The organism is Mesotoga sp. HF07.pep.5.2.highcov (assembly GCF_003666285.1).
GTDB classification, from domain to species: domain Bacteria; phylum Thermotogota; class Thermotogae; order Petrotogales; family Kosmotogaceae; genus Mesotoga; species Mesotoga prima.
Map to the genome: position 1 here is coordinate 1 of NZ_JFHJ01000582.1, position 12994 is coordinate 12994.

Annotated in this window: 10 protein-coding genes and 1 pseudogene; all 11 read right to left on the reverse strand. The window is 54.3% G+C overall.

What is annotated here, in order from left to right; genetic code table 11:
• Positions 1-663: pseudogene (locus BG32_RS12250) on the reverse strand (hypothetical protein); the annotation flags it as partial.
• Between the two features lie 4 nt (positions 664-667).
• Complete coding sequence (locus BG32_RS12255) at positions 668-1573, reverse strand: carbohydrate ABC transporter permease (protein ID WP_121526914.1); 906 nt, start codon at positions 1571-1573, stop codon at positions 668-670.
• Positions 1570-2439 carry a carbohydrate ABC transporter permease gene (locus BG32_RS12260; protein ID WP_014731819.1) on the reverse strand — a complete coding sequence of 290 codons (870 nt, stop codon included), beginning with the start codon at positions 2437-2439 and terminating at the stop codon, positions 1570-1572. The genes BG32_RS12255 and BG32_RS12260 overlap by 4 nt, the downstream gene beginning before the upstream one ends.
• A complete protein-coding gene (locus tag BG32_RS12265) occupies positions 2436-4565 on the reverse strand; it encodes a DUF5696 domain-containing protein (protein ID WP_121526915.1) in 2130 nt (709 codons plus the stop codon). Before BG32_RS12265 ends, BG32_RS12260 begins: the two co-directional genes overlap by 4 nt.
• Complete coding sequence (locus BG32_RS12270) at positions 4555-6537, reverse strand: NHL repeat-containing protein (RefSeq protein ID WP_121526916.1); 1983 nt, start codon at positions 6535-6537, stop codon at positions 4555-4557. The genes BG32_RS12265 and BG32_RS12270 overlap by 11 nt, the downstream gene beginning before the upstream one ends.
• 8 nt (positions 6538-6545) lie before the next feature.
• Positions 6546-7415 carry a carbohydrate ABC transporter permease gene (locus BG32_RS12275; RefSeq protein ID WP_121526917.1) on the reverse strand — a complete coding sequence of 290 codons (870 nt, stop codon included), beginning with the start codon at positions 7413-7415 and terminating at the stop codon, positions 6546-6548.
• A gap of 4 nt (positions 7416-7419) precedes the next feature.
• A complete protein-coding gene (locus tag BG32_RS12280) occupies positions 7420-8280 on the reverse strand; it encodes a carbohydrate ABC transporter permease (protein WP_014731823.1) in 861 nt (286 codons plus the stop codon).
• A 28-nt stretch (positions 8281-8308) separates the two neighbouring features.
• Positions 8309-10159, reverse strand: a complete 1851-nt coding sequence (locus BG32_RS12285) for an ABC transporter substrate-binding protein (RefSeq protein WP_121526918.1) — start codon at positions 10157-10159, stop codon at positions 8309-8311.
• A gap of 26 nt (positions 10160-10185) precedes the next feature.
• Positions 10186-11058: a hypothetical protein gene (locus BG32_RS12290; RefSeq protein WP_121526919.1), complete on the reverse strand. Its 873-nt coding sequence runs from the start codon at positions 11056-11058 to the stop codon at positions 10186-10188.
• A 65-nt stretch (positions 11059-11123) separates the two neighbouring features.
• Positions 11124-12434, reverse strand: coding sequence for an ABC transporter substrate-binding protein (locus BG32_RS12295; RefSeq protein WP_014731825.1), 1311 nt, complete (start codon positions 12432-12434; stop codon positions 11124-11126).
• Between the two features lie 20 nt (positions 12435-12454).
• Positions 12455-12994: GH36-type glycosyl hydrolase domain-containing protein (locus BG32_RS12300; RefSeq protein WP_409072667.1), on the reverse strand; the 540-nt coding region annotated here is incomplete at its 5' end.

Consider the following 12994-nt stretch of genomic DNA (forward strand, 5'->3'; position numbering starts at 1 on the left):
CCTCTTGAAGGAGTAGTAAACGACCGGATCGATCCTGTATTTGGGATTGGGAGCTCCGGCCGCCAGGACATACATCATGAGCTGTTCGGCGTAGAAGTCCCAGAATCCCTGAAAGCCCTTCTCCGGGTAGTAGGCCATGTAGAAATAGTTGTTGCGGTAATCGATCATCCTGTTCCAGTTGACCCTTTCGTACAGGGCCGATGCCTTTTCGGCGATCTCTCCGCCGAAGTACTCTCCGGCCGTCAGGGCGCCGCAGAGGAAGATAGCCGTGTCGATCGTCGATATTTCGCAGCCCCAGGCCCTCTCTCCAGTGTTGAAATCAAGAAAGTGAAAGAAGAAACCGTGGAAATTCTCTAGCTTCAGGAAGGTGTCCAGGGTTCTCGAAGCCCTTTCAAAACCGTCTTCGTAGCTGATCCAGCCTTCCTCGACACCGATCGGTATCGCGGTCAGCCCGAAACCCACTGCCGCGATGCTGGCTATCGATGGATTACCGGGAAACCTGTCTCTAACCAGCCCATAACCGGGAGAATGATCCAGAGTATTTGTCTGTTCCCAGAAATAATAGAAGGAACCTTTGTATTCCCTCTCAAGATTTTGAGAACCTGTGGCGAAAACGCACAGCAGTATTAAAAGAGCGGTGAGGCTGCTTTTCAGGTTTTTCATTCGATCACTCCCCGGTTATGCCGGTTCTGTCTATGCTTTCGACGAACCAACTCTGCGTGAAGAAATATATCATGAGCAACGGGATCAGAGTCAGGAAGGTTCCGGCCATTACTATCGCTTCGTTTAGGTTCTTGCCCACCACCGAGTAGGGATCGGCCGGGTAAATTCTCCTGAAGGTAACGGCGAAATTCTGGAGCTTAAGCGGCAGCGTGGCCCATTTCTCTCCGAGGTAGAGGGCCGTGAGCGTCGTTTCGTTCCAGTACCAGACCAGCGAGAAAAGAAAGGCTATTATATACGCCGGGGTAGCCGAAGGCACGGCTATCCGGTAGAAGATCTTGAAAGTCGAGGCTCCGTCTATCTTGGCCGCCTCCTCAAGCGAGCGCGGGAGCATGTTGAAAAACTGATAGAAGATCAGCACGAATATGGCGCTTCTGATTCCCTGCGTGAAGGTCGCCGGGAGTATGAAGGCCCAGATCGTCTCGAGGAGTTTGAGATCGCGGAACATGAGAAACTGGGGAATCATGGTGACCTGCGGGGGGATTATAAAGGTCGCCAGTAGCGCCGCGAGCATTATCTTTTTTCCAGGGAAGCGGAAGCGCGAGAAGCCATACCCGACAATCGAGGCCGAGATGGTCTGGAGGATCGAGGGCAGGACCGTCACGATGAGCGTCTTCATCAGGGTGGGCGCGAAATCCAGCACCCTGGCCGCCTCGCTGAAATTCCCAATATAGAGCTTCGTCGGCAGCCATCTCACCAGCGGGTTGACGAGATCCTCGGTGTCCATGAAGCTGTACGATACTATGTATATCACCGGGTATATAAAGACGAAGCCGATCAGTAGCAAGGTGAAATAGACCGAGGCGATGCCGGCCGCAGTCTTCACCTTTCTGTTCAGTCGCGGAACGTTCAAGACCTCTCGCCCCCCTTCTTTCTGTATATCACGTTGATCAGAACGAACATTCCTATGATCGCGAGCATAACCAGAAAGTAGATCCATGAGAGGGCCGAGGCGTAGCCTAGCCCCTTTTCCGGTCTGTACATGTCCGTCTGTATCTTCTGGATCACGGCGCTTGTGGAGAAGGTAGAGACGGTCACTATCGTATATACGATGTTTATGAAGGTAATAGGGATGAGCGAGGGGATCGTCAGCTTCCAGAGGATCTGCCAGCCGGAAGCCCCGTCGATCCTGGCCGCTTCATACATACTCCGGTCGATCTTCTGGAGTGAGGCCAGGTAGATGAGAATCTGCACGCCCGAGAACCAAAGGATCACTATGAAAGAGCCGACTGCGAAGGCGAGCAGCCTGGCGATCGACGGCGGCAGCGTGGCCTGTAGATTTACGAGGAAACCGAGGTTCGTCAGTCCCTCGAAGGTCATCGCTCCTTTGTCGGTCAGTTCGGCCAGGACCGGCCCGCTGGAGATTATCACGGGGAGGAAGAAGATCGTCCTGAAGAGGCCCTGTCCCTTAATCTTGAGATTGAGCAGAAGCGCGACGGCCATGGAGAAGGAGATGATTACCGGTATATAGACTGCCATTTGCAGAGCGTAGTCAATCAGCATTCCAGAAAACGTCACGTCGGTCAGGAAGGCGTCCTTGTAATTCTTGAAGTCCACGAAGAAGGTGCGGATCCCGCTTGCCGTAACCCTGACCTCGTTGAGACTCAGCCAGAAAGTCCTAACCAGCGGTACGAGCGTAAAAATCAGAAAACCAATGAGCCAGGGCGATATGAAGGCCAGGCCCTGGAGCGCCTCTCTGGTCCTTATTTTCATTCTCATCTGCTCACCTCGACAACGTAGGAGAGAGGCTCTATTTCCAGATCTCCCGCTCTCGCCGGGTTTTCGTTGTAGTTCAGTGTTATGGACGTTCCGTTATCGTAGGTGTTTCTGAAGATACCGTCAGCCACTTCGACGCGTTCGACGAGCCGTGAGCCTAGCGTATTTTCTAGGGCCTTCGAGACGAAGTCGTAGGCGAACTCGATCTTCTCGCTCCAGCTTTCGTACCCGGTGGAGAAGAGGTCGGACGAGGCGGTCTCTACGAGTTTCATCGAACTCTCGAAAGTTATGTAGAAGCCAGGGAAGAGCCCGTAATCGACGGCTCTGAGCAGTTCGCGTCTGAAGTCGGACGTGAGGTTTATGGGAGCGGTGAAGAGCCAGAAGGACTCCCTCAACACCAACGGCAGAAGCGGAACCACGCTGTCTTCTATGAGGTAACCCGAGTTCGAGACAGGGATGTCGGAGATGTGTGAAGCCCTGGAGATCATGTAAAGGTTGGGGTTGTACAGGATCGGCCCGTCGAAGAGCGAGACCGTCTCCAAAAGGGCTTCCACGTTTTCAGTTCTGTTACTGTCCCTGGTCGAGAAGGCCAGTTCGGCGAGGTTGGCGAGGGCGAACTTCTCGATCCCGAGTTTCGAGAAGCTCTCGAGTTCTTCGAGCGCGAAAGAGGCCGTTTCCCGCGGATCTATGATAAATCTCGGACCGTTGATCATAATCTGTTCAGATCTGTTCTGAGCGTAGCGGGCTCTCGATACGCCCCCGGATCCTTCGTAAGCCGTCAGATAGTCCACATAGAAATAGAAGTCGCTTAGCCTTGATATATCTTCTATCGCTTTCCTCTCCAAGGGCAGGTGATCAGGCGAGGAGGTGGAGAGCCCGCCGGAGGTGTAGCCTCTTAAAACGACCACGGTCCGTTGAGAGTATCTCCCAACGTCGGCGAGTATTTTCTCCAGTTCGCTCTGTGGAGTCATTATATGGACCTTTCTGCCGAAGGTGGTCTTTTCGCTTTCCGAAACCAGAAACTCCAGTTTCAGCGGGACGACCGGCTCGAACTGGCGCGAGGGGATGAGTCCCCTCCGAAGGAAATCCTCCCTGGCTTTGGCGGCTATCCCCGACGGGGACGAGTTCTTACCGTCGAGGAAATAGAATCTCAACGCCGGCGAGACGGGGTTCCTCTGAGCCTGAGGTATGCTGACGCCCTCGCCCTTCTTGTTCAGGAGCTTCCTGTACATTTCCCTGTATATGAACCTTGTGGTTATCCAGTTGAAGGGGGTGACTATGCCTGACTTGTAGGCCTGGATCTCGGCGTAGAGATCGCCGCCCGCTATCGCGCCTAGCATGGCAGAGTCGCCGGCCGTTATCGCGAAGAAGGGCAGGGTTATTCTCTCTGGATCGGTCACCATATCCAGGCTGAAAGTAGTCGGGATATCTGTGAAGCCTTCGTCCCGTCCATACACCCTCGCGATGAAGGGTGAGGTAGCGATCGTCTTTTTCGAGAGGTCGAGCTCCGCGCCTATACCGTCGGGAATGAGGAAGCTTCCGGGAACCGTTCCTTTCGATGCACCCATGAAAGGGTAGAGGTAGAGTGAGGTCAATTTGATCGCGCCCTCTTCGACCCGCGTGACCGATATATCCAGAGAGTCGACCCCAAGTGTATATTTGACCTCGATTGCGGCTCCTACATCGGGGAAAGCGATGGCCACGCTGAAGCTATCCGAAGAGAGATCTACAAAGCCAGTCTCACCGTCCCTGACTGAGTTCAGCCGTCTGACGGTGTTCCTGGCGTCTATGTGTTCGAGCGTGACGCCCGAGCTAAAGAAGGCCTGCCAGACGTTGTTTAGTGATCTATCGGCCTCTTCCAGAACCGAATGCCAGATTTTGCCGTTTCTCAGATCGACGAGCTTTATCCCGGCCGACCTTTTGTCGAAGTACAGCTCCAGATTTTCGTTTCCAAGAATCTTTTCGAAGACCGGGCTCTCGAAGGTGTACGGCCTCTGAACGAAGACCACCGGGGGCGTTCCCGACGATTCGCCGGGCTCATAATCGAGCAGAAGGCCCAGAAGGACCGTCGCCAGAACCAGAAGCGCTATCCTTATCGCGTAACCGACCACTGCCCTGTTAACCCGCATGGAAGATCAGCTCCTGGACGATCGAGAGGAAGAAATCGATCTCCTCGCGCAGAAGTATGATCACGAGGAAGATCAGCATGGCGAGAAGAAGCATCGCGAAGAGCGTCAGCAAAACGTTCTTCACCGTCTCGCCGAAGGTGAAGTTGTGAACCTGAGAAATTATGATCAGGAGCATAACGAGCGACCAGGCGTTCAGGGCCTGCATCGAAAAGGTGTATATAAAGGCCTCGTTGAGCGTCAGCAGGTTGGTCACGAGCGCCAGAGGCAGGGCGAAGAGCAGGATTGGCAGGAAGGCTTCGATAGTACCTATGTAGATGTGTTTGAAAGTCCCCTCGCCCTCGGAGATCTCGCTCACTAGAAAGTTTCCCACTATCCAGAGAAAGAGCAGCCTATAGGTGTCGTAGAAGAGCGCCAGAAAATCGATGTTGCGCGCCCTGAAGCCCACAAAGAGCGGCGACGCCAGATAGAGAATCAATACGTTTTGAACGTACATCCATATGTAAAGCAACGTGGCAGTGGAGAAGGAAACCGCCCCGTTTCTCTTCATCTCGTAAACGGCGTCGAAGGGGTTCTTCAGGAACTTCAGCGAAGCCTTCAACTCCCTGAACAGTCTGAACCTTATCTCTCTTCCGGCCCTGGCGCGCGGCTTTATCTTCCCCTGCCGCTTGAGGACCGAACGGACGAGATCGAAAACGGCCAGCGCCACAAGCGCCACGAAGAGAAGACCGACGACCTTCTGGAGCCAGTCGTTTCTTAGATGCCAGAAGGCCTCGGAGTAGCTGCGCTTATCCTGCGCCAGCGAGAAGTAGTCGAAGGCCTGCCCGTAGTTGTCCCTCTTGAACTCTATGTTGCCCAGCACTTTGTAAGTCAGGAGAAAACTGCTGTTCAGCTTCTGTACTTCACGCCAGATAGCCTCTCCCTCCAGATACATCCCCTGGTTGTAATAACTGACACCCTTCAGCACCAGGCTGCCGAAGGCCGTGGGTGAGAAAACCGTTATCGTTCCGTCCTCTTTGTCGAGAACGTATATCCTGCCGTCCCCGGCCACGTCGATAGCCACCGGAGACCTGAGCAGCCCCCTCCTATTTTCGTAGTAGCTCTGACCGCCGAAAAGGAAGAGCAGATTCCCATACGAGTCGTAGATAAAGATCAGGCCCGTCGAGCTCAGGGCGTAGACATTCCCGAACGCGTCTATGTCGAGATCTATGAAATCGGAACTGGAGAAGTCGAGGTCGCCGTATATGTTGGTGCCGGCGACGTTGAACCTCTTAATCGCTTTATCTGTGAGACCGGTGGTTACCGTCCATACCAGGCCGGAGTCTTCCACCACCAGGTTGCCTGGAGAGGGCGGCTTGATGCGGAGAAGCTGCTCTTTCTGAGACTGTGTGAAGAATAGCCTCTGGAGGATCATCCTCAGAGTCACGTCGGGTTCGTTCGCTCCGAAGAAACCGACGAACTTTCCATCTCTGTTGAAAACGACGAGTCCGTTCGTGACGCCCTGGCTGAGCACATAGACGTTTCCGCGCCTGTCTGCCGCCACTTTTAGCGGGATGAAGTCGTTGCTCTTGCCGTAAAGCGGCGAGTCTGGTCTGCTCAGCACACCGGTCTGGACTCCCCGTCCGTCGTATTTGTAAACGTTTCTGGACCAGGAGTCGGCGATGTAGAGCGTCCCTTTCTCATCCACAAAGATCCCCTGCGGGTTCAGCACCTCCCATTCGGCCAGGTAGCTAACTTCTTTCCCGTCGAGCACGGCTATCCGAGAGTTGCCGGAGTCGGCGACGTACAGTTTACCGTCCCTGACGAAGAGGTCCTCCGGAGAGAGAAACTCCCCGTAAAGCACTTCGGTCGGCTCAAAGGCCTCCTGGGATTTGACGAGGAATGAGCCGATCCCGACGGTGTAAGTGTTATAGGAAACGCTTCCACATAGTACCGCCGCGGCCAGAAGGAATACGAGAGTGATCAGTCTCTTCATCGCGGGCCTCACTTTATTCCGGAATGCGCCATGGTGTTCATCACCTTGCTCTGGGTGAATATGAAGATGACAAGGCTGGGCAAGAACATTATGAGACCGGCCGCCGCAGCCACTCCCTGGCCGGCTATGGCGCTGGTGGAACTGGTGAGCGTCGACATATAATAGGCGAAGTTCTTCAGGCTCTCCTGGTTTATATAGAAATTGGAGGCCTCCACGGAGCTCCAGGCTGTCTGGAAGGAGAGTATGGCGATCGTTGCGATTGCGGGTTTGGTGAGGGGCAGTATGATCTTGCCGTATATGAACCAGTCGTTGGCGCCGTCGAGTTTTGCCGCCTCTATGAGCGAGTCGGGTATCTGGTCTATGAACTGCTTCACCAGGAAGAGGCCGACGGGCATGGCTAGGTTGGGCAGTATGTGAACCAGAAAGCTATCTACCAGCCCGGTCCTGGCTATTATTATGTAGCGTGGTATCATTACCGCGATCGGCACGAACATGAGCGCCAGCGTGTTGATTTCGAAGAGCAGTTTCTTGAGCCTGAACTGCTTCTTGGATAAAACGTACCCGGCCGCCGTTCCAACCAGGATAGTCGCCAGAACAGTGAGGAGAGATATCAACAGACTGTTGAAGAGGTATCTGCTCACCGGTATGCCTGACTGGGTGACCGTGTTGAAGAGAGCCTTGAAGTTGTCCCGGGTGGGGTTCCTCACGAAGATTCTCGGCGGAAAGGCGAATAGTTCATTCGGCGGCTTGAAGGCGTTCATGAAGATGAAGATTATCGGAAGCGACATGAAGAGGGCCAGAGGTATGAGAATCGCGTAAAACTTTATCTGGCTCCTGTGAAACCTCCGCGGGTTTATCTTCGTACCCTGAAAGGCCATCTTTTCACTCCCTTTCCCCGAAGATCGACCAGACGAACTTCGAAGAGATCCATATCATGAGCAGAAGTACGACCGATATCGTGGCGGCGTAGCCCATCTCGTATCTCAAAAAGCCGTAGTCCTCTATATGGTTGACTATGAGCTGGCCGGCGTACTGGGGCGTCGGGTTCGAACCGGAAAGCAGAACGCCTATGTAACCGGCCTGGAAGGTCGAGACGACCGACATCACCGCCCCGAAAAGCATCTGGGGCTTCATGAGCGGTACGGTGATATAGAAGATCTCCTGCCAGCGTTTAGAGATCCCGTCGACGTAGCCGGCCTCGTAAAGCTCCGGATCGGTGTTGAGCACACCGGCGAGCATGGCGAGAAAGCCAACGCCCATGCTGCTCCAGAGGGTCACTATTATCATCGTGATCATGAGGTACTGCGGCGACTGGAGCCACTGCACGGGCTGGTTTATGAGACCAAGGTTCATCAGGAGGCTGTTAAGATAACCGGACTTGTCACCACTGAAGATCGTCAGCCAGATCACCTGCATGGCCACCCCTACCGTCATCGAAGGCGAGTAAATAATGAGGGCCAGAATCGTTCTGGGCACCCTCGGAATCTGGGCCAGCATCCAGGCGAGGAAGAAGGAGAGGGCGTAACCCAGCGGTCCGACTATGAGGGCGAACTTGATGGTGTTGGGAAGAACGTACTGCATGAAAACGTCGTCGTAGGTGAAGAGGGAGATATAGTTCTTCAGCCCCACGAAATCGGGAAACTGGATCGTGTTGAAATTGGTGAACGAGAGCAGTACCGCGATTATTATCGGTACGATTATGAATATGGTGAAGATCACCGCGTACGGCCCCAGAAAGGCCACTATCCATCTTCCGTCGGATCTTTTCAGCTCACTCACTCCACCAGGCCAGTATTTTTTCGAGATCGGGGATATCGTACTCTTTGACTTTTTTCCCGTCCACGACGTAACCGAACTCCTCCATCTTCCTGAGGATCTCCCTGTTGATCCTCTGCACGGCATCGTCGACGGCCACCCTTATAGGTTTTCCTTCGAGAACTATTCTGTTCCAAATGTTGCTTATCTCGCGCTCCAGAATGTAGGTTGCGGGACTCCTGGGGACTTCCTGGAGCCACTTCCACTGTTCGCGTATCGCTTCTTTGTCTTCATGGGGAAGCGGCACGTCCTCGAAGGCGAACCTGTTCGAGGGGAGGATCAGATACTCGAGCCCGTACGTGCTGAGAACTTGGAAGACGAAGCGAGATTGAGTCTCCCGTGAGAGCCACCATTTGAGGAACTGCCAGGCCTCTTGCGGGTAAGCGGTATCGCCGAAGATCGCCACCGCCTGGGCCGAGCCGGTCTGCCACCTCTCGACGTCACCTTGATCGACCCCGGGCGAGGGGGCCAGACCCCAGAGGCCTTTCAGCTCGGGAGCGGCTATCATCAGCTGGACGTAGGTCGCAAGATTGCTTACGCCGATTGGGATGTCGGCCTTCCTGAAATGCTCAAAGAAGCTGGATACCTGGAGGGGCATGCCGTATATGGTGAAGAGGTCGGTCATCTCGCGTATCGCCTCCAGACCTTCCTTCCTGTCTATCGCAGTGCTAAGACCGTCTTCGCTGTACAGCCGCGCTTGGTGCTGGAAGAAGAAGGGAGCCGTGGTCATGAAGGCCTTGGAGGAGGCCGTCCCTCCGATCGGAATGTAGTAGTTCATGCCGTTTCTTTGCAGCTCCGGCAGTATGAGCTTTACCTCCTCCCAGGTCGAGGGCACCGTGATGTTCAGCATACCGAGCACATCTTTTCTGTAGAAGGTGAGATAGAAATCCTGCGTCTCGGGGAGACCGTAGACTTTACCTTCGTACATGAAGGGAAGAAAGGTTCCGGGCATGAAGTTGCGGGCGAAGAGCGGGAAGTCTTCGAAATCCGAGAGGGCAAGGGCCGCGCCCCTTATCCCCATCTCGAAGGGTATCCAGTTGCTTATCCCGAGGGCGATGTCCGGCGACTTGCCCGCCGCGTTGGCCAGGATAAGCTTCTGTTCATCTTTGATGATCGATAGATCCACCGCTATCCCAGTTCTGGGGGTGAAATCGTCGTCCACGAGCTGCTGGATTATGTCAGAGTACTGTCTGGCCCTGTTTATCCAAACTTCCAAAACCACCGACCCTTCACTCCCCACGGCTTTGTACCGGACCGGTTTGAAGGAATCGACGAACCTCTTGATCCCCTCCCAAAGAGAGGCGAATATGGAGGCCTTCTTGAAGGTGGGCGCCGCTTCACCGGAGTAGATGTATACGCGGTCTAGAGTGAGCGGCATATTCTGGAAACCGTTCAGGGCGACGGAGAGTTCCGAGACGATCGACCCGACGCTTCCAACCAGCAAATCGAGCTTTTTCGGTATATCGTCGGGGTCTTTCATAAGCCGCTCCAGGAACATTATGGCCGTTCTGAAAGAGGTCATTTCCTGCGAGTCCTCGTTGCCGTTTATCCAGGAGGCCACCGAGTATTCCCGAATGAGTGCCTCTCTCATGGCGGCCAGAGTTTCATCTATCCCGGGGAAGTAGTCCTCGATCTCCCACTCCACGTTCCTGTCTATCTCACCCCCGCCCGTGAGGTATCTTATCTGCAAGGCGAAGTCGTTTATCTGGGCTATCATAGTTTTCAAAGTCATCAGGACGCTCTCGTAAACGCTCACGTCGACGGCGATTCCGAGCGTATGCCTGCCCCCGGCGAGGTAGAGCTCCATGCTCTCCCCGCCACTCTGGAGAGTTTCTATCTTCCAGTCGGTCGAGGAATCAAAGGGGTAGCTTTCGAGCTCTTTACATGGCACGGTGCGTCTATCGTTATCTTTCTAAAGACTCTCATCTTCGACTTCGAATCCTGAATATATTTGAAGGCTATACTGTAGTAGCCGTCCGAGGGTACCTCAAATTCGTAGAATACGGTCTGTCCGCCGTTCTTCCAGGAGACCCCGCCAAAGGTATTGAGAAGCGAGCGGTAAGTGTCGAAGGGAACGACATCGAGACTCCTGCTCGAGGCCGAGTTAATGGTGGTGTCGCTCTTGTAAGAAGGGTGTTCGGCCTCCACTATCGTGATAAAATCATCTTTCGGCCGGTCCGCGTCGGGTTTCGTGTAATCGGGAATTACCTCGAGCGATAGCACTTCCAGCGAGTGCAGGGTTATCTCTCCAGAGAGGAGTGTCACTTTCACCGTGTTTTCACCCTCCTCGAACGAGAAGAGCAATGGTTCCCTGAAAAGGCTCGAGGAGTCACGCAGCGTGTAATCGAGCCGGGTCGAGAGTATCGTCTGAGAGGGTAGGACCTCGTCTCCATATCTGTTCAGCGGGAAATCCAGCGTCTCGTATTTCCAGTACTGAACGAGCGGAACTCTCTGCGCCTCGAGGAACTGGTAAGCGCCGTTTATCTCGACTGAGACTTCGGGTGGGAGGATCGAAGAGCCGGTAACCGTGTAACCGAGCCTGATTACGTAGTGGCCGCGCGCGCTCAGACTTATCTTCAACTCGAGGCCGTCGTTTCTCCGGAGGTTTTCAGAAAGGGGCGGCGAGGCCCAGACGGTCCCACCGCCGTAAGAAGGTTCAATATCCGGCAAGAGCGTGGAGTACGGAATCGCGAGATTCGCGCCCATTGAAACGAGAGCCAAAAAGAAAAAGGTAAGCAGCGCTCCGCCCTTGCTTATGGTTCAGCCTCCATTCAGTCGGTCATTACCGCGATCTTCTCGATAGCGTTCTTATACTGCTCGTTGGCCAGCTTGTTCAACTGACCCGCGTAGTCGGCTATGTTCACGTTACCCCTCATGCTGTTCCATATCACGTCACCTATAGAGGCGTTGTCGTTGTCTCCGACTTTGATTCCGGTTGGCGCCGTCCAGCGTGACTGGATATAGCCTGGAACTATCTTGACGCCTTCGACTATACCCTCGGAGATCCTGGCGAAGGCTTCGTCGATTCCCGGGAAGAGTTTCTTGACCTTGAAGTATTCGTCTAGAACGGCCTGTTCTGTGGTAAGCGGCAAAGAGGTCCACTGGTTGGCCGTGTCGATCTCCAGTCTCTTGAGAATACCCTCTTTAGCGAAGGTTATGTATTTGGCAAATTCGTAGGCCTGCTCCGGGTATTCGGTCGTCTTAGAGATGATGAAGAAATCTCCCACAATGGTCACCTTACCTTCGGGAACGCCGATAAAGCGGCTCGGGAAGGGTAGCGTGGCGAAAGAGGTCGTGTCCCAGGTGCCCGACCATCTGATAGCTATCTTGCCCTGGTTCCAGACATCTCCGTACCAGCCGGCGTTGTACTGCTGTTTCTGCTCTTCCGGAAGGCTGTCAAAGACGAATTTGCCGTCGAACAACTGCTTGGCGATCTTGACACCTTCTATGAAGGCCGGGTGATCAAGGTTGTACTTCTCGCCGTCCCAGGTAAAGTAGCCCAGCGCGGGATCTTTGGTCGCCGGGAACCACTCGGGGATCTGGACCTCTTCGGCTATCCCGAGAACGCCGTCCCTGGGGATGGTGAGTTTTCTGATCGCCGAGAGCATCGTGTTCCAGTCGGGAGCGTAAGGCAGCTGCGGAACGTTGTAGTTGGTGAAGAGATCTTCGTTGACGAAGTATCCGAGCATATAGAAGCCCGAAGGAACGGCGAAGACCTTTTCATTGTAAACGGTGGCTCCCCTCAGCGGGGCGGGTATGTTTTCCCACTCTGCATCTTTAGCCGTCATGGCCGTTATGTCCAGCGCCCAGTCGTTTACAAGAGCCATGGGGATGTTCGGAATCATTATGACGTCGGGCAGCTTTCCAGCGGCGGCCGCGGCGATCAGGGAATCTTCGTACTTGCCGTAATCGAGATCGGCGAACTCTACCTTGATATCCGGGTGAGTCTTCATGAACTCCTCGACTATCTTCTTCTCGACGTCAAGACTAAGGTTCCAGTTGGCATAGACGATCGTTACGGCCTGGGCCATGGCCGCCGTAACGAGCAGAATCACGAGACCTATCATCACTAGCTTTTTCATACTTTCCCCTCCTTTTTCAGTCAGTCTTTACTTCTTCCCAATATAGCCACTACTCTGTGAGTTTTACCGTCGTTTACGATCGGAATCTTCGGACCGCCTCCCTTCCCATCGACCGTTACGGTTGCGACTGAGTGCGAAAGATTTTCGGGATTTCTTACCTCTATTTCGTACACGGTCTCTTTGAACTTCCTCGTGTATTTGAAACCCTTCCAGTGTGGGGGAATTACGGGATCTATCTCTATGAAGCCGTCTTCCACCCTTATCCCGAGTATCCAGTTGACAGCCACCCTGTGGAGCCACTGGGCCGAACCGGTGTACCAGCTCCAGCCTCCCCTTCCGTACATCGGTGAGACCGGTCCGTCGGAATTGCCACAAGTGACGTACGGCTCGGCCATGTATCTGTCTATATCCACGCTCCTGTTGGGCGGGCAGATACCTGAATAGGCTTTGTAGGCGCTGGCAGCGTCTTTCATGAGTGCAAAGGCCCAGACCGCCCAGGCGGCCGCGTGTGTGTAGACGCCGCCGTTCTCTCTCAGCCCGGGAGCGTATCTGGTTATATA

Excerpts from the sequence above, each read along its gene's own strand:
- BG32_RS12285 (WP_121526918.1), bottom strand. The coding sequence starts at position 10,159 with ATGGAGCTCTACCTCGCCGGGGGCAGGCATACGCTCGGAATCGCCGTC.
- BG32_RS12290 (WP_121526919.1), bottom strand. The coding sequence starts at position 11,058 with ATGGGCGCGAATCTCGCGATTCCGTACTCCACGCTCTTGCCGGATATT.
- BG32_RS12265 (WP_121526915.1), bottom strand. The coding sequence starts at position 4,565 with ATGCGGGTTAACAGGGCAGTGGTCGGTTACGCGATAAGGATAGCGCTT.
- BG32_RS12260 (WP_014731819.1), bottom strand. The coding sequence starts at position 2,439 with ATGAGAATGAAAATAAGGACCAGAGAGGCGCTCCAGGGCCTGGCCTTC.
- BG32_RS12270 (WP_121526916.1), bottom strand. The coding sequence starts at position 6,537 with ATGAAGAGACTGATCACTCTCGTATTCCTTCTGGCCGCGGCGGTACTA.
- BG32_RS12295 (WP_014731825.1), bottom strand. The coding sequence starts at position 12,434 with ATGAAAAAGCTAGTGATGATAGGTCTCGTGATTCTGCTCGTTACGGCG.
- BG32_RS12275 (WP_121526917.1), bottom strand. The coding sequence starts at position 7,415 with ATGGCCTTTCAGGGTACGAAGATAAACCCGCGGAGGTTTCACAGGAGC.